This window comes from Providencia sp. Je.9.19 (assembly GCF_051129765.1).
Taxonomy (GTDB): domain Bacteria; phylum Pseudomonadota; class Gammaproteobacteria; order Enterobacterales; family Enterobacteriaceae; genus Providencia.
The window spans coordinates 997,935-1,015,539 of record NZ_JBCPSS010000001.1; the positions used below are offsets into that span (position 1 = coordinate 997,935).

The window sequence follows — 17,605 nt, forward strand, 5'->3', positions numbered from 1 at the left end:
AATAGCGACTATTGCCCACTTAGAATACGCGCAGGATCTAACTTACTTGCTCTACGAGCAGGATACCAACTCGCTAATAAACTCAGGACAATCGTTGTTATTAGCACATAAATAACATCCATAAAGTGCAACTCTGATGGTAAGAAATCAATAAAATATACATCACCAGATAAAATAGGATGCCCAATCAATAATTCTAATCCTTTGATCATCGTGGTTAAATTAAGCGAAATAAGTACACCAAATATCACGCCAATTAAGGAACCAATTAGACCACTTAATAAGCCATACCATAAGAAAATAGCGCGAATTTGTCGATCTTTGGCTCCTAAAGTACGAAATACTGCGATATCACTGCTTTTATCTTTAACCGCCATCACTAACGTCGAAACGATATTAAAGCATGCGACGCCAATGACTAAAATCATCGCTAGATACATGATACTTCGTACCATTTGAATATCGTTGTACATATAGCCATAGTCACCAATCCAACTTTTAACCATGACATGATGCATTGTCCTTAACCCTGCATCATAGACAACTTTATCAGCGATAAATGGGTCATCCGCTTTAATTTCAAATCCACTAATTCCATTGTCATAACCAAGATATTCTTGAGCATCCGCAAGAGGAATTAGGGCCAACTGGTGGTCAAGTAATCCACTCAAACGAAAAATACCAGATACCTGAACTCGAATGCGTTTTGGCTGCTGAATTTTTAAGCTAGTATCCGTATTTGGGATCATGATAGTCACCCAATCACCTACTTTTACATTCAGTGAATTAGCAACCCCTTGGCCTAAAATAATCGATTGTTTACCTGCTTCAAAATGCTGCCATGCATCATTAAGAATGAATTGAGGTAAAGCGCTAACTTCCGATTGGCTTTCTTTTGAAACACCCATCACTTGAATCGCTTTTAGATTTGCGCCACGCTCAAGTAAACCGGTAAAATTCACATAGGGACTAACGCCCTGCACGCCTGGCGTTTTACGAATAATATCCTCAGTGAATTTCCAATCATTATAAGGCGGTTTAACAGCATAGATTTGTCCATGGGGTACCACTGAAAGCACACGATTATTTAGCTCGCGCTCAAAACCATTCATGGCACTTAAACCAATAATCAATACCGCAACACCCAATACGATCCCAAGCGTTGACACAATAGAAACCAAAGACACCATGCCTGTTCGGCGGCGTCCTCGACTAAAGCGTAATGCCGCTAATAGCGTCAGAGGCATTTTAAGCATCAGTTAGCCCCCAAGCTGAGTTCCTGCTGTAAATGTCCATCACGCATTTCTAATTGACGTGATAAACGATGCGCAAGTTTCATATCATGAGTAACGACTAAAAATGCAGTTCGTTGCTTACGATTAAGCTCACCTAGCAATTCAAAAATTGCATCTGCATTACGCAAGTCCAGATTCCCTGTCGGTTCATCAGCGAGTACCAAAGCAGGGTCATTCACTAATGCTCGCGCTATTGCCACTCGTTGGCGCTCACCACCAGAAAGTTCTGATGGACGATGCCCCGCACGGTGAGCCAACCCTACGGCCGTAAGCATTTCTGTCGCTTTAGCAAAAGCTTGTGTTTTCGATACACCACCAATTAATAAGGGCATCGCAACATTTTCTAAGGCGGTAAAATCAGGTAATAAATGATGAAATTGATAAATAAAACCTAATTCTTTATTACGGATTTCAGCTCTTGAATCAGAAGACAACTGGTTAATGTGTTGCCCTTTAAAAATAACATTACCTTGAGAAGGCGTATCTAGCCCACCTAATAGGTGTAATAATGTACTTTTGCCAGAGCCTGAGCTGCCGACAATTGCCATCATTTCTCCCTCATTCATTGAAAAATTAACGTTTTTCAACACTTCTGTCGTCATTGGCCCTTCTTGATAAACCTTACTTAAATTTTCACAGACAAGAAGTGGTTGATTATTCATAACGTAAAGCCTCAGCAGGTTGCACCGCTGCCGCACGCCAAGAAGGGTATAGCGTAGCAAGCAACGAAATAAACATAGCGGAAAGTGCAATAATTAAAATACCGGGGTAATCAAGTACAATGGGTAATGCCACCCCTTTAGGTAGCAAACCAATTAACGGCATCAATACATTCAATTGGCTCGAAAGCAATATACCCAAGAACGTGCCGATTAAAGTACCAATAATACCGGCCCCTGCACCTTGGATCATGAATATCGCCAATATACGACCACGCTTTAATCCTAATGTTTTAAGGATCGCCACCTCTCCTTGCTTTTCCATAACAAGCAAAGAAAGTGATGTAATGATATTAAATGCTGCAACCGCAATAATCAGGCTGAGCAATAATCCCATCATATTTTTTTCCATTTTAACAGCTTGAAAAAACTCACCTTTGCGTTCACGCCAATCCGTCCAGACAAGCCCGTCAGGTAAAATTTGCTTACTCAAAATATCTACTTTGAGAGGCTCATCCAAAAATAATCGCCACCCTGTCACATGGCCAATAGGGTAACGTAAAATTCTAGCGGCATCTGACTGCGCAACAATTAATTCGCTCGTATCAGCTTCACCATTAGTTTGAAAAATACCCGCGACGGTAAATAGTCGCTGACTCGGAATGCGCCCCATCGGTGTTAATTGGCTCACTCCAGGTATGATTAAACGCACATCATCGCCACGCTTAAGCCCTAAGGTTTCCGCTAATCGACTCCCTAAAAAAACATTGTAACTTCCCTCGACAAGTTCTTTACGGTCGCCGCTAATCAGCTTGTCCAATAACGGAGATGGCTCGTTAACATTAACCCCTGTCATCATACCGACACCAACGTTGGTACGGCTTTGTAAGACCACATCCGATTGCACTGTAGGAGTAATGTAGTTCACCCCCTGCAAGTGCTGTAGGTCAGAAAGAGGATGTGCTTTTGGGTCAATATTTCCAGTTGCTGATGTCAATATAGCCTGCGGCATGTATGCAAGTATGCTATCTTGTAGCGATCGCTCGAAGCCGTTCATTACTGAAGTTACTGTAATTAATGCCGTAACCCCAAGTGTGATACCTATTGCCGATAAACTGGAAACAAAACGACCAAATTTATCAGCAGCTCGTCCGCGCATATAGCGCAGACCTATGAATATTGAGACAGATTGGTGCATGAAATCTTTGATGCCCCTGTTGCCAAAGCGAAGTGTTCAGCGATAATAAAGGGTACGATAGATGAATGGAACCACCCAACCCTGCTTTTGTGGTTTTTTTTATTATTGATATACCTATTTGCGTTACTTTCAGACAAATCATGGAGTAAAGCGGACTAATTTATTGATAATTTTTTATCGGTAACTGAACTGCAAGTTTAGCTAGTCGCTTAATTTTTTAACTAATAGCTGTGAGAAGCCGAATATTTTTATGTCGTTAAAAACTCGTTATGAACTGCCTAGCCGTAGTGGCGATGTTCGCCATTTAGGATGCCTAATAGGTGCAGCTGGTGCCCTTGAATGTGCACAGATGATGGAACGTCATCAAGGCCCTGTCGTTATTGTCACTCGCGATATGCAAAATGCATTACGCTTGAGAGATGAAATGCAACAGTTTTCTCATCATCCAATCGAAACACTCTCGGATTGGGAAACCTTGCCTTACGATAATTTTTCGCCTCATCAAGAAATTATCTCTCATCGCTTATCGACACTTTATCGTTTGCCAACAATGCAAAAAGGCGCATTAATCTTACCGGTTAATACCTTAATGCAGAAAGTGTGTCCATCGGGTTTTTTAACCAGTCATGCACTCGTAATGGCAAAAGGCGATAAACTTTCGCGCGAAAACTTGACAATAGAGCTCGATAAAGCGGGCTATCGCCATGTCGAACAAGTTTTAGAACATGGTGAATACGCCATCAGAGGCGCTTTACTCGATTTATTCCCGATGGGAAGTTCATTACCCTTTCGTCTTGATTTCTTTGATGACGAAATTGATAGTTTACGTACTTTTGATGTGGATTCTCAACGAACCCTTGATGAAGTGACGAGCATTAATTTATTACCCGCTCATGAATTCCCAACAGACAAAGAGGCAATTGAACGCTTTCGTAGTCAATGGCGCGAACGCTTTGAAGTTCGCCGAGATCCTGAACATATTTATCAACAAGTCAGTAAAAACACACTACCAACAGGCATTGAATATTGGCAACCGCTCTTTTTCCCCGAGCCACTAAGTTCGCTTTTTGATTATTTTCCCGATAACACCTTATTTGTCTCACAAAGTTTGCAAGAAGCCGCAGAACGTTTTCAATCTGATACTCAACAGCGTTTTGAAAGTCGTAGCGTTGACCCGATGCGTCCGTTGCTACCACCCGCAGATTTATGGTTGACCGTTGAACAACTTAATCAATCATTAAAAAAATGGCCTCGAGTTCAACTATCAGCAGAAAGACTAGCAGATAAAGCCGCCAATACTAATTTAGATTATCTACCATTGCCGGATATCAGTACCCAAGGGCAAAGTAAAACCCCGTTAGAGAAACTGCGCCAGTTTATAGAACAATTTGATGGTACCGTTGTTTTTTCAGTAGAAAGCGAAGGCCGCCGTGAAACTGTTACAGAATTATTAGCACGCTTGAAAATTCGCCCTGAAATTATTGATGACTATACGCATCAAACCACGAGCCGTTTTGCAATAACGCTAGGTGCAGCAGAGCATGGATTTATTCAATCTAGCCTACACAGGGCACTGATTTGTGAAAGTGATTTGCTCGGCGAGCGAGTTGTTCGCCGGCGTGCTGATAACCGCCGCACCATTAATACAGACACCTTAATCCGTAATCTTGCTGAATTGCGCCCAGGGCAACCTGTTGTTCATATTGAGCATGGTGTAGGCCGCTATCAAGGGTTAACCACACTTGAAGCTGGCGGTATAACAGCCGAATACCTCATACTGACTTATGCAGGCTCAGATAAACTGTATGTTCCCGTATCATCATTACATTTAATTAGCCGCTACTCAGGCGGAGCGGATGAAAATGCCCCATTACATAAATTGGGGAGCGATAGTTGGGGCAAAGCGCGTCAAAAAGCCGCTGAAAAAGTACGCGATGTGGCCGCTGAGTTGCTGGATATTTATGCTCAGCGTGCAGCAAAAGCTGGATTTGCTTTCAAACATGACAAACAACAATATCAAGAGTTTTGCCAAGGTTTTCCTTTTGAAACAACGCCTGACCAAGAAATGGCAATCAATGCTGTTTTAAGTGATATGTGCCAACCTTTAGCCATGGATAGATTAGTTTGTGGTGATGTCGGCTTTGGTAAAACTGAAGTTGCTATGCGAGCAGCATTTCTTGCGATCAACAATAATAAACAAGTTGCTGTATTAGTGCCGACTACCCTACTTGCTCAGCAACATTTTGATAATTTCAGAGATAGATTTGCAAATTGGCCGGTTAAGATTGAAATGCTATCGCGCTTCAAAACAGCAAAAGAGCAACAACAAATTATTGCTGAAACCGCTGAAGGTAAAGTTGATATCTTAATCGGTACTCACAAACTACTTCAGCCAGATATCATCTGGAAAGATTTAGGTCTGTTGGTCGTGGATGAAGAACATCGTTTTGGTGTCCGTCATAAAGAGCGCATTAAGGCCATGCGAGCAGACGTCGATATTTTAACCCTAACAGCCACGCCAATTCCCCGTACACTAAATATGGCAATGAGTGGTATGCGTGATTTATCTATCATTGCAACACCACCAGCGCGTCGTTTAGCGGTTAAAACCTTTGTTCGCCAATATGACGATTTAATCGTACGTGAGGCAATATTACGTGAAACCTTGCGCGGCGGGCAGGTCTACTATTTATACAACGACGTAGAAAATATAGAGAAAACGAAAGAGCGTCTTGAGAAATTAGTCCCTGAAGCCCGCTTTGTTGTGGGGCATGGACAAATGCGAGAGCGTGAATTAGAACGGGTAATGACCGATTTTCACCATCAACGTTTTAATGTCCTTATTTGTACCACTATCATTGAAACGGGCATCGACATCCCAACAGCCAATACAATTGTGATTGAACGTTCAGATCGTTTCGGTTTAGCACAATTACACCAGCTACGAGGTCGTGTTGGTCGCTCCCATCATCAAGCTTATGCTTATTTACTGACGCCACACCCGAAAGCGATGGCGGCTGATGCCCATAAACGCCTTGAAGCTATTTCGTCATTAGAAGATCTCGGCGCAGGTTTTGCACTTGCAACCCATGACTTAGAAATTCGAGGAGCAGGTGAATTACTGGGTGATGACCAAAGCGGACAAATGACAACCATAGGCTTTACGCTATATATGGAATTACTAGAAAGCGCCGTGGATGCATTGAAAGAAGGTCGTGAACCTTCCCTTGAAGATTTAACGAATCAACAAACAGAAGTTGAATTAAGAATGCCAGTCTTGTTGCCTGATGATTACATTCATGATGTAAATATCAGACTTTCTTTCTATAAACGCATTGCTAGCGCCAAAGACTCACTCGAGCTGAATGAGTTACGTACAGAACTAATTGACCGTTTTGGTAAAATACCAGATGCAGGTAAATTCTTGCTCGCTAACGCTGCGATACGACTACAAGCACAAGCTCTTGGTGTGAAACGAATTGAAGCCCATGAAAAAGGTGGATTTATTGAGTTTGGTGAGAAAAATAAAGTCGACCCAAGCTTTTTAATCAGCTTATTACAAGGACAACCACAAACCTATCGTTTAGATGGCCCTGTACGATTGAAATTCTTCAATGACCTGAGTGATCGAGTCGGTAGAATCGAATTTATTAAGCAGCTACTGACAGATTTTGAAGAGCATCAATTATCATAGATAACAAGAAAGGCTATCAGAAGTAAACCTTGATAGTCTTTTTTTATCACTTCAATTGGCATGATTCAAAAATAAGCTATTACTCGAAAAAACCATAGGTATTTTTGCTGGGTTTTAATTCCAAAATGGAGGAAGGGTCATTATTCGTCAGTAATTCGTTTTGCTTGATACAGTAAAAAGGGGCTAAATCCTTAACGTCACTTCGTAATGTCTCACAGACAGCACTATTAGACACCGTTAAATTTAAGCGGCCATCTTCATTCAATGGAATAAATAAGCCGGGGTCATAAGCTGTTCTAACCTTACCGACTGTATCCCCTATCCGATACACCACATCATATCCGACGATAACCAGTTCCATTTTTTTAGTAATCACACAAGTTCGTTGATGACTATCTGAAAAGAAAGGAAATGATTTATCTTGTAGTGCTTCAATCATAAACACTATTTTGCATTCATTTTGCGCAGGATGAAAACGAGAAAGTGATTCTTGACTAAAAGTACCTGGCACCCCAGTTACTGCACAATTTTCATATTCAATAATACGATTTGATTTAATAGGTTCTGTAGATAATACCGTTGCTAATTTAGCTTCTGGAGAGCGAGAAAATGAAGTTATTAGGAGTGCTATAATTAAGATTACAGTAAGGCAAACTACTGATGCTGTTAACAACTTAAATCTAAGCTTCATAGAATGCCCTTATAAAAAAACAGAATGAATCTATTGTAGCAATTAATCAGGATAATTCGATAATTACCTACAGTAAATAAGGTTTTTTAGAATAATCCTAATTTTCAAAATATTATTTTAATAATATTTTGAAACAATTATAAACATTAAGTCACTCTAATAGCATACCCCCAAAATGAGTCGAGATTTAATGTTATCTTCTATCCAAAATAACAATATTACACCAATGATATCACAGGATAAAATCAATATTAATCATGAGGTTAAAAAATCACGCACAAAATACATACAAAATAAACTTCAATTTAGACAATCTAACCTTGACTAACACTTAGCCAAAAAACTTTTTTATAAAATTTTTCAAATAGTCATTAATTATATTCCGTATTTATTTAATATAAGGTCATAATATTTTTTAAATAATTAATGTGCTTTCTATCATAAAAACAATTAAATAATTATTTAATTCGTAACAATTAAAATTTATTTAATTAAACTTTACTTATAAAATCAATTATATTTAACAACAAAATACATAAATCTCAACTATCTCTAAATACAGATTCGTTTAAATACATAACAAAAGAAATAATAACTATTGTAATTAGTTTCGGGCAGTAATGAGTGGTCAAGCAGTAAGATCTCATCATAGCAATAAATTCACCCTAATATAATAAGGTGAATTTTTATTGCCAATAAATACCTAACCGCTATTTTTAAAGATTGAATTAATGAAGTTTTAATTTAGGTCGAATAATACGGTTAATACTTCCTACTAGCATCATTAATCCTGTTTTCACATAACCATGAAGCGCTATTTGATGCATTCGATATAGCGAAATGTAGACAAATCGAGCAATACGCCCTTCAACCATCATGTCACCACGCATCAGATTGCCCATCAAACTACCCACGGTACTAAAACGCGACAACGAAACCAAAGAACCGTGATCTTTGTAGATATAATCTTTAAGCGGTTTTTGTTTCATAATCGCAATAATATTATCATAGCATCGACTTGCCATTTGATGGGCAGACTGTGCCCTTGGCGGGACAAATCCACCTTCGGGCTTAGCGCAAGAGGCGCAATCACCAATAGCAAAAATCGAATCATCGAGAGTTGTTTGTAACGTCGGTTTGACTACTAATTGATTAATACGATTAGTTTCAAGCCCCGCAATATCTTTCATAAAGTCTGGTGCTTTAATTCCAGCAGCCCAAACCATAAGGTCTGCATGAATTTTGCCATCATCTTTCGTGTTAAGACCTTCTTTATCGGCACTTATTACCATCGTTTTAGTCAATACATTGACACCGAGCTTGTTCAGCTCTTGATGTGCGGCTCCCGAAATTCGAGGAGGTAAAGCAGGTAGAATTCGTTCCCCCGCTTCAACCAAAGTGACGTTTAATGCATCAGTATCTAAACCTTTGAAACCATAACTCGTCAATTGTTCAACAGCATTATAGAGCTCAGCCGATAACTCAACACCCGTTGCACCCGCGCCAACAATCGCAATATTAACTTTTTCTTCAGCATTATCACGAACCGAGTAACGAAGAAATAAATTAAGCATTTCATCATGAAAACGATGCGCTTGGTTCGGGCTATCTAAGAAAATACAATTTTCTTTCACCCCAGGTGTACCGAAATCATTTGAGGTACTGCCGAGCGCTATCACCAAAAAATCATAATGTAATTCACGCAATGGCACTAATAACTCGCCATTTTTATCGCGCAATTCACCTAAAATCACTTTTTTATTTTCACGGTCAATATTTGTTAACGAACCCAATTGGAAATGAAATGCATTATGGCGTGCATGGGCAAGATAGCTAATAGCATCTACACCATCATCTAATGAACCAGTAGCGACTTCATGTAATAGCGGCTTCCATAAATGGCTTGGATTACGGTCAACTAAAGTGATCTCGGCACGTTTTTTGCGGCCCAATTTGCGTCCTAAGCGAGTTGCCAGCTCTAAACCACCAGCACCACCACCTATAACGACAATCTTAGGTTGAGATAAGGTCATAATTTCCTCAATACAAAATATATTAATGTTATTAAAGATTTCTCATCATAAACATCTTTAATAACAATAATTAACCACTATTAACTCGAATAAAATAAAGAATATCACGACTGGCGCATTGGTCATACCAAATATTGATCAATATCAATTTAGTTGATTATTATGACAACGATCACAATCGTCAAATCATTTTTTGAAAAAAAGGAATCCAGATAGCGCTGACCATGCTGATATTAATCAATTTATGATAATCCGTCCAAGCTATTTGATAATACGAATCATTAATGTTTTGCATATCAAAACAAATTAGCCATAACGTAATCATTTAAATTGTGATATTTGGATTAAAATTTAGGAAGTTATGATGAAATAGTCAAAAAAACGAGAAGGAATTATAGCGATAAAAAACCCTGAAAATAGTCATTTACTTTCAGGGTTTGTTCAATGTTAAATCATAGCGTCATCCAACGCCGGTAGGTAAACTCACCTTATTTAACTTTTTTGATACGTGTATCCGTTGGTAATGCAATTGGTGAATTATCTTTGAAGTATTGCATCAATGCTTCATTGTCAGGTAAACCATAAACACGGTCTTTACCTTCTTTGAATGCAGAGAAACGGCTTCCACCTGTTGCCAAGAATTCATTGGCAGCAACACGATAACTCTTATTCATATCAATTGGCTTACCGTTAAGCTTCATTGAGCCTGGAATAACTTTATCGCCAACTGCACGACTATCGTCCCACTCATAATAGAAACCTTTAGAAACTGGCATAATTTGTGGACGAGCACGATCCCATTGCTGTTCTAGTGCAAGCTTAATTTGAGCGCCAGTTAATGACTGAGTCACAATCACATTTGAGAAAGGCTGTACAGTGAAGATATCACCATAAGTTAACTCGCCTGCTTTCAAATCAGCACGGATACCACCACTATTCATAAAGGCAATTTGTGCACCGCCAGCTTCTTTTGAAGAGGCTGAATACAATTGCCCGTCTGCAATAATTTTACCGAGTGTTGAATCACCCGCTGGCGATAATTTTTTATCCGCTGAGCCATTTAATGTTCCCATCACTTGTTGGGCGATAGGTAAAGAAATACGCTCATACTTTTGCACAAACGTGGTTAACTCAGGATTTTTCTCATATCGCTTAGTTTCAACTGGGATATTTTTAGCATCAATGCTAACAATATCTTTCGTTTTTCTATCAATTTCGATATTCAGTTGAGAAATCAATGTCCCGTTAGATTGTGCAGAAATCACTGTTTTACCATTAATTTCACAATTATAAGCTTGATGTGTATGTCCACTAACAACAAAATCCACAGCACCATCTAATTGCTTCACGATATCCACGATTGGGCCTTGGATATTATCACAACGGTTTATATCTTTTTTCTTGGTATCAATTTGTTGAGTCGCACCTTCATGGATCAACACACCAATACTATTAATACCTTGTGCTTTTAACAATTGCACTTGCTTATTAATAGTTTCAACTTCATTTTTGAACTCTAAACCCGCAGTTCCGCTTGGTGTAACAATCGCAGGCGTACCTTCAAGTGTTAGACCAATGAATGCAACGGGGACACCGTCAAACTCTTTGATAAAGTAAGCAGGAAACAGCGTATTTCCCGTTTCTTTCACGATAACGTTAGCTGCTAAATAATTGAAATCAGCCCCTGCAAATGAGTCTTTACCGACACAACCCGCAGTTGGATGACAGCCACCATTTTGTTTTCTTAAAAGCTCTTCTTTACCTTTATCGAACTCATGATTACCAACGGCACTGGTTTCCATGCCGATTGCACTTAAAGCTTCAATCGTAGGCTCATCATAAAACATGGATGAAAGTAGCGGACTCGCTCCCACTAAGTCCCCTGCACCCACCACGATCGTTTTATTATTTTCAGCTCTTAATTGATTGATAAGGGTCGCGATAGACTCAATACCACCTAATTCACCATCACCTGGTGCTTGAAGTGCACCATGGAAGTCATTGATACCAATAACTTGAACTTTCAAATTATCATTAGTCGTTTTAGGTGCACAACCGGCCATTAATGCACCAGCAACAAGCACTGTGAGTAACCCAATTTTATGTTTCATTTATTATTACCTTTTATAAACATCTACTTTCTAGAACATTTTGAAACGATATGTGGTTGTCATAGAGCCCGATAATGAATGCGCGCGCTGTGAATGGCCATTATATAATTTCGGTGTAGAATAATCAGATTCTTGCTCATGGTGCCAGCCATAACCACCGCTTAAAGAAATTGATAAGTTCTTCATTGGTGTCCAATAACTAAACAAACCTGCTTGGCCTTGTCTTAATTTTTCGCCTTCATAAGAGAATTCACTATAGTTAGAACGAACACCCACTGAGAGATCTGGATTAATTTGATATTCAGCAGAAAGTCCTAACATTGTTTCGCCATCACGAACATAGTCGATATCTGAGTATGCTGGTGAATTAAAACGACCTCGCGTATTACCGATTGGATTACGTGCAAATTGACCCACGCCATTGGTTTTTTTCGCCGTGGTATGTGTTAAGCCTGCACCCAAAGTCCAAGGCGTTTCTGGCACTTTCCACTCTACAGTACCAGCGTAGTGCCATGCTCTCTTATCAAAATTGCGTTTTGTATTTTTTTCAGTAGTACGTTTTCCGTCACTGCCATACTCATGATTATAAATTTGAGAAGCCAGTGTAACGTCCGATGTTAGTTTATATTTAGCCTCGAGACCTTGTTGACGGAATACATCATCTGCTTGACCATAGAAATAATAAACTTTCAGCGGTTTTGTTTCATAATTGATGCCACCCGTAATTACGTGATCAAGGACATGGCGTTTACCATTACCGTCATCAAAATACATTTTATCAATATTAGGGCTATCACGACGCATTACTTTACTGTCGAGATACATCAAGTCTAAATTCCAATCACCGAGTGCAGTATTGGTGTAATAACCGCTATAGGTATTAAGAGAAAGACGTTGGGAGTTAGTAAAAATACCCTTGTTTTTCAGTGTAAACCAACCTGCTTTACCATTTATTTTAACAGGTTCAAAATCAAGTTTTACTTTAGCGTAGCGTTGACCAATTTTGTTATAGCCTTTAGCTTCACCATCATCGTTATACAAAATTGCACGAGAGGCGAAGTCTTTACTTGCCGCAAGTTTAATACCACCGTAGTACGAAGCATCAAACCCGATAATATCAGCGAAATAACCTGATTTATAATCAAGTTGTAAGTTTTGACCCCAAGCCTGTGCGACTTGTTTTTTATAACGTTGTTCTTCTTTGTCAAAACGATTTTCTGTTTTTAAATACTTCCACATATTACGTGTAGAAATCTCAAGTTCAGAATCAGCAACAAACGAATTTTCCTTGATTGTATCTTCCCAGTTACTCGCATTCGCTGCAGTAACGGCTAAATAACAAGGAGAAAGCATTAGTAAAACAAAATTTTTAACTTTCATTATGAATAAACCTAGTTAATGATTATTTGAATTAATTTTATGTTTGCCCATGTTGCCATGGGCAATAAAACACCATCTTTATATTTAGCTTAAAATAACTTCACTGACTTTTAATAAACATCACTTCCATTTCAAACACTAAAATCTTATTTTTCTACGCAAAAGAATTAAACACTAATATCAACTTACTTATCTCTTTAATTATTATCTTAATAACTATTTAAAAATAGACAAAACGAGTACGATGAGGCGTAATCCTCATACATTTAGTTATATTTAACTTAAACAGTTCAGCGTTTTTTTTGTTTTTTATCTCTCGTCGAGTAAATCTTCATTAGCTTCGAATTGTAATAATTTCGTCATAATCTGAATGCTATCGTAATTTACCGTCAATTAAAACGATCACTGTCACAACCTGTTACATCACTTGCATTTTATCTATGATTCAATGTGATTTACATCACATTACGTTATTGTATTCACTTTAATATCCACTGAACGATTAAAATTAAAAATCACTATTTAGGTACATTTCAAATTTATCCAAACAATTTAAAAGCAGATATATGTAATTACCTTCTACATATCGGTAAAGCAACCGATTACTTAATAGTAAAGATTGAAATATTAGATTTTGGATACATTGCAATCTATTTCTATATAACATTATTAATAAATATCTTTTTATATTACTTAACTTTTTTTATTATTTTCATTTCAGTTAAATAATATTAACAATTTGAAATCACACTAATTAGATGTAAATTCCATCAGTACTATTTTTAGTTTTATATGACAAGTTAACTAATAACTGCCAACTCTTAATGGACTATTTACCTAAAAAAATAAAAATAAAAAGAGATTAAAACTATATGAAGCTAAAAAACAATCAATATTTTTCCGATGCACAATAATGGTATTGATTAGAAATAATACTATTGGGGTATCGACTGCGTTCACTAACCTCATGTGAAATTTTAGACGATAGAGTAACAATAATTAATGTAATGGAAGATGTTTTAATCAGGGGGGAATCGAAAATTTAGCCATCTGACATGGATCATCAAAGAATCAGCATGGTAAGGAATCGGAGGTTGTTACATATTTTGATGTATATCAGCTAGATATAATTTCTAGCTGATATCGATAAATTAGAAATTCAATAAAACTACTGACGATGCTCTTGCCATTTTTGGTGCAAATTGACCAATTGACGATGACCTTCTTTCCAACGTTCTACACTTTGCAACTCTTTCAAACTGTATTGACGACCACTATGATATAACTTAGAGGCTTGGCTATTTTGTTGTTTTGGTAAATTATCCAAAACACTCACAGCACCTTCAGGGTTATTACAAACAAGAACCATATCACAACCTGCATTTAAAGAAGCGCTAGCTCTTTCAGGGTAACTTCCCATAATAGCCGCGCCTTCCATAGAGAGGTCATCAGAAAAAATAACCCCGTTAAAGCCAAGTTGCTCACGAAGCACTGATTTCAACCAAAATGGTGAGCCACTTGCAGGACGTTCATCTACCTGAGTGTATATAACATGAGCTGGCATAATGGCATCTAATAAATCTCGCTGGATAAAATCTTTAAAAATCGACATATCCTTACCACGAATGGTTTCTAATGAACGCTCATCACGAGGCGTTTCTTTATGTGAATCAGCTTTTACAGCACCATGCCCAGGGAAATGTTTACCTGTGGTCTTCATTCCAGCACTGTGCATACCTTTAATGAAACGCTCAGCCATCACCATTGCAATCTCAGGATTATCATGAAATGAACGTTCTCCAATCGCAATACTTTGATGACCTAAATCTAAAACGGGCGCAAAGCTGATATCAATATCCATCGCTATCATTTCGGATGCCATTAACCACCCTGCTTCTTGAGCAAGTTTTGCACCATCCATTTGGCTGTTTAGCTCAGCAAAAGCTTGTGCTGAAGGTAAGGCGGTAAAACCATCACGAAAACGCTGCACACGTCCACCTTCCTGATCGACAGCTATCAATAAGCGATGTCTTGATGCATCTCTGATTTGACGCACTAGTTCTCTTAATTGAGCGGCGTCATGAAAGTTACGGGTAAATAAAATCAAACCGCCAACTAAGGGGTGGGCTAATATTTCGCGCTCTTCATTGTCCAGCTCATATCCCTGAACATCCAGCATTATCGGACCCATATCCTGCCTCGCTTATTAAACTATTCTACAAATGATTATCAACTCAGTTATCAGCGTTAACTATCAACCAAGTAAATTGAAATATTGCCTTAATGAATGTGATTGTAGCAAAAACTGCGGCTGATGACTTTCATTCCACTGCACTTCATACCACATTAACATCATATATTTTACCCATGGCGTCCATAAATGACAGTGCTTAGCTAGCCGTATTTTATCGCTATACGCACCACTGACATCACAGTAATGATGAAGAAAAAAATCTTGCTGATTTAAAGTAAGCTCATTGAATTGAAAATAAGTTTCTAATGAAAATGCGATATCCGTATTCGCCGCATATTCCCAGTCTAACAGCATTATTTTCCCATCACTGTTACTGACAACATTTCCACTATGAATATCCATATGCGCCGGCGCAAGTTTTAATGTTTTCGGCATTTTCATCGTCAAAAATTGATGATGAATTTTTTTCCACCTTGGCGATAGGCGCTTTTTATCGATAAGAGCACCATAATGCGCAATTTCATTTCTCAATTGTAAGCGATAATTTAATAAAGGATGGCAATGCAACTGCGCAACAATGTTAGCGAGCTTTGCTTGAAATTCAGGAGAGACAAAGGTGGTATAGTGAGGGTTTTGCCCTACGCACCATGTTAATAATAACCAATGATTATTGCGGCCAATCAATTTCGGGGCATAAGGAAATTGTTCAAGTTGCTTTAAAATTCGTGCTTCTTTATCGCGATCAACATATAAAGATGACTGAGTTTGTCCATCGGCACGAGCAATAAGACTAATACGCTGATGGGCACACCGAGTTTGTAATAAATATGTGCCTCCAGACAAACCAGCTAAAGGCGTTATCTCCCAATTTTGCGTTAATACATGAGGAAAATAACGCATAAGCAAAGAGAATAACGCATTATTGTTATTCACTTTTTATTACTCAGCTGGTTACTGCTCGACTTTTCATTGCGCAGATTTTTACTACTCAATCGTGTGTTTACCCGTCCAAACAATTTCGCCTGTTTGCACTTCCATTAGCTGCATTTCAATATTGCGCTCTTTAGTTGAACCTGAAATAACACTGTAAATGACATAATCCGCTTGCACGTAACGCCCTAAACCAATCGCTTTACTGCGTGTCACAAGGCTATCATCTTGTGATAAACCCAATGTTTTACGTGCCGAACTCACAACACTTTGTGGCACAACCTTAAAGCGTTGCGTATTTTCAACCGCAGTGGTCATGGCACCGGTGACAACTTGTACAGGTAAAGAACCATTTGTATTATTTTTTACTGAATCAACCAACAACACTTTACCACTTTCAACACCTTCCGCTGATGCCATTTGCCCAACCAAAGGGGTAATCGATGCAGACCAATTCGTAGTTTGCTGTTTTGGTGGTGTAGGTACTTTATCTGTCGGTGGTGGCGGTGTCACTTGTGGCGGTTGTTCAGGCTCTACAGGTACGATTGGCGGTTGTTTAACCGGCTCTTGGGGAGGATAAGAGGGACAACCAGCTAATAATAACGTTGCAATTGCAACCCATAAAACGTGTTTCATGACTATTCTCCAGCCTTTGGTGGTAAGAATATATAAATACGGACATTGCGCGCTAAAGGTGAAAGACTCACGGCATTAACAGTCACCATCGAATTTCCTGGAATTTGTTGTGTTAAAACAGCGGATGTTTCAATTCTCAGCCCTTGCTCATCATACCAATACAAGCGGTATAACACTGTCACAGCTTGTGGCTGTATATTGCTAATATTAATTGTGGCGGCTGTTTGATAATTTTCCACACTGATGATCGGATTTTCAGCAATGATACCTTCTGCTAAGACCGCAGATTCCATAATTATCCGCTGCTGCTCGTTAAATATGAGCCCATTTTTTTTGCCCCAAAGGCAACCACTCAATACCATTATCATGATACTGAGTGCAAAAAAACGCTTAGCCGCTATAGCAACATGTCCCACTGGGTTATCCATTATTTTGCAAGTAATGGGCCTAAATGGCGTCCGCCAACAAGGTGCATATGGATATGAAAAACTTCTTGGCCTGAATGTTCATTACAATTCATAATCAAGCGATAACCATTTTCAGCAATGCCTTCTTCTTTGGCAATTTTAGCTGCAACTGTAAATAAGCGACCGAGTGTTTGTTCATCATCAGCGGTAATATCATTAACAGTAGGGATAAGCTTGTTAGGAATAATCAAAACGTGAGTCGGTGCCTGCGGTGAAATATCACGAAATGCAGTAACCAGTTCATCTTGATAAACCACATCAGCAGGAATTTCACGTCGAATAATCTTACTGAAAATAGTTTCTTCTGCCATTTCATT

The 17,605-nt window shown here is 38.6% G+C and carries 13 protein-coding genes; 1 reads left to right on the forward strand and 12 read right to left on the reverse strand.

Translation table 11 applies throughout. The features are described 5' to 3' along the window. Nucleotides 1-8 precede the first annotated feature (8 nt). From lolE to lolC, 3 genes are read right to left on the reverse strand one after another with little or no spacing between them, the layout of a single operon-like run. Nucleotides 9-1,256 carry a lipoprotein-releasing ABC transporter permease subunit LolE gene (gene lolE, locus AAZR93_RS04725; protein WP_294105589.1) on the reverse strand — a complete coding sequence of 416 codons (1,248 nt, stop codon included), beginning with the start codon at nt 1,254-1,256 and terminating at the stop codon, nt 9-11. Continuing rightward, entirely contained in the window at nt 1,256-1,957 is a 702-nt protein-coding gene (lolD, locus tag AAZR93_RS04730) for a lipoprotein-releasing ABC transporter ATP-binding protein LolD (RefSeq protein WP_336429841.1), read from the reverse strand. The genes lolE and lolD overlap by 1 nt, the downstream gene beginning before the upstream one ends. After that, nucleotides 1,950-3,152, reverse strand: coding sequence for a lipoprotein-releasing ABC transporter permease subunit LolC (gene lolC / locus AAZR93_RS04735; protein WP_294105584.1), 1,203 nt, complete (start codon nt 3,150-3,152; stop codon nt 1,950-1,952). The genes lolD and lolC overlap by 8 nt, the downstream gene beginning before the upstream one ends. A gap of 250 nt (nt 3,153-3,402) precedes the next feature. Between lolC and mfd the strand changes: the two genes are divergently transcribed. After that, complete coding sequence (gene mfd / locus AAZR93_RS04740) at nt 3,403-6,846, forward strand: transcription-repair coupling factor (protein WP_434719113.1); 3,444 nt, start codon at nt 3,403-3,405, stop codon at nt 6,844-6,846. A gap of 79 nt (nt 6,847-6,925) precedes the next feature. Here mfd and umoD read toward each other — a convergent pair whose 3' ends face one another. The 9 genes from umoD to hinT all read right to left on the reverse strand — a co-directional run bounded on the left by umoD (nt 6,926) and on the right by hinT (nt 17,599). Beyond that, on the reverse strand, nt 6,926-7,537 hold the full coding sequence (gene umoD, locus AAZR93_RS04745; protein WP_434719114.1) for a UmoD family flagellar biogenesis regulator: 612 nt from the start codon (nt 7,535-7,537) through the stop codon (nt 6,926-6,928). Between the two features lie 728 nt (nt 7,538-8,265). Further along, nucleotides 8,266-9,570 (reverse strand): NAD(P)/FAD-dependent oxidoreductase, encoded by a 1,305-nt coding sequence (locus AAZR93_RS04750; RefSeq protein ID WP_294351852.1) that lies wholly within the window; start codon nt 9,568-9,570, stop codon nt 8,266-8,268. Nucleotides 9,571-10,058: 488 nt separating this feature from the next. After that, on the reverse strand, nt 10,059-11,681 hold the full coding sequence (locus tag AAZR93_RS04755; RefSeq protein ID WP_294105574.1) for a bifunctional metallophosphatase/5'-nucleotidase: 1,623 nt from the start codon (nt 11,679-11,681) through the stop codon (nt 10,059-10,061). A 30-nt stretch (nt 11,682-11,711) separates the two neighbouring features. Then, nucleotides 11,712-13,061 carry an OprD family outer membrane porin gene (locus tag AAZR93_RS04760; RefSeq protein WP_434719115.1) on the reverse strand — a complete coding sequence of 450 codons (1,350 nt, stop codon included), beginning with the start codon at nt 13,059-13,061 and terminating at the stop codon, nt 11,712-11,714. Between the two features lie 1,168 nt (nt 13,062-14,229). Beyond that, nucleotides 14,230-15,252 (reverse strand): beta-N-acetylhexosaminidase, encoded by a 1,023-nt coding sequence (nagZ, locus tag AAZR93_RS04765; RefSeq protein ID WP_434719116.1) that lies wholly within the window; start codon nt 15,250-15,252, stop codon nt 14,230-14,232. 63 nt (nt 15,253-15,315) lie between these two features. Then, nucleotides 15,316-16,188, reverse strand: a complete 873-nt coding sequence (locus AAZR93_RS04770) for a phosphotransferase (RefSeq protein WP_434719117.1) — start codon at nt 16,186-16,188, stop codon at nt 15,316-15,318. A 51-nt stretch (nt 16,189-16,239) separates the two neighbouring features. Beyond that, nucleotides 16,240-16,821, reverse strand: coding sequence for a penicillin-binding protein activator LpoB (lpoB, locus tag AAZR93_RS04775; protein WP_294105564.1), 582 nt, complete (start codon nt 16,819-16,821; stop codon nt 16,240-16,242). Between the two features lie 2 nt (nt 16,822-16,823). Then, nucleotides 16,824-17,249, reverse strand: coding sequence for a YcfL family protein (locus tag AAZR93_RS04780; protein ID WP_434719118.1), 426 nt, complete (start codon nt 17,247-17,249; stop codon nt 16,824-16,826). After that, nucleotides 17,249-17,599 (reverse strand): purine nucleoside phosphoramidase, encoded by a 351-nt coding sequence (hinT, locus tag AAZR93_RS04785; RefSeq protein WP_434719119.1) that lies wholly within the window; start codon nt 17,597-17,599, stop codon nt 17,249-17,251. The genes AAZR93_RS04780 and hinT overlap by 1 nt, the downstream gene beginning before the upstream one ends. Between the last annotated feature and the right edge of the window lie 6 nt (nt 17,600-17,605).

Bases quoted from the DNA above. Each gene is read 5' to 3' on its own strand.
- lolE (WP_294105589.1), bottom strand. From the start codon at position 1,256: ATGCTTAAAATGCCTCTGACGCTATTAGCGGCATTACGCTTTAGTCGA.
- lolD (WP_336429841.1), bottom strand. From the start codon at position 1,957: ATGAATAATCAACCACTTCTTGTCTGTGAAAATTTAAGTAAGGTTTAT.
- lolC (WP_294105584.1), bottom strand. From the start codon at position 3,152: ATGCACCAATCTGTCTCAATATTCATAGGTCTGCGCTATATGCGCGGA.
- mfd (WP_434719113.1), top strand. From the start codon at position 3,403: ATGTCGTTAAAAACTCGTTATGAACTGCCTAGCCGTAGTGGCGATGTT.
- umoD (WP_434719114.1), bottom strand. From the start codon at position 7,537: ATGAAGCTTAGATTTAAGTTGTTAACAGCATCAGTAGTTTGCCTTACT.
- AAZR93_RS04750 (WP_294351852.1), bottom strand. From the start codon at position 9,570: ATGACCTTATCTCAACCTAAGATTGTCGTTATAGGTGGTGGTGCTGGT.
- AAZR93_RS04755 (WP_294105574.1), bottom strand. From the start codon at position 11,681: ATGAAACATAAAATTGGGTTACTCACAGTGCTTGTTGCTGGTGCATTA.
- AAZR93_RS04760 (WP_434719115.1), bottom strand. From the start codon at position 13,061: ATGAAAGTTAAAAATTTTGTTTTACTAATGCTTTCTCCTTGTTATTTA.
- nagZ (WP_434719116.1), bottom strand. From the start codon at position 15,252: ATGGGTCCGATAATGCTGGATGTTCAGGGATATGAGCTGGACAATGAA.
- lpoB (WP_294105564.1), bottom strand. From the start codon at position 16,821: ATGAAACACGTTTTATGGGTTGCAATTGCAACGTTATTATTAGCTGGT.
- AAZR93_RS04780 (WP_434719118.1), bottom strand. From the start codon at position 17,249: ATGGATAACCCAGTGGGACATGTTGCTATAGCGGCTAAGCGTTTTTTT.
- hinT (WP_434719119.1), bottom strand. From the start codon at position 17,599: ATGGCAGAAGAAACTATTTTCAGTAAGATTATTCGACGTGAAATTCCT.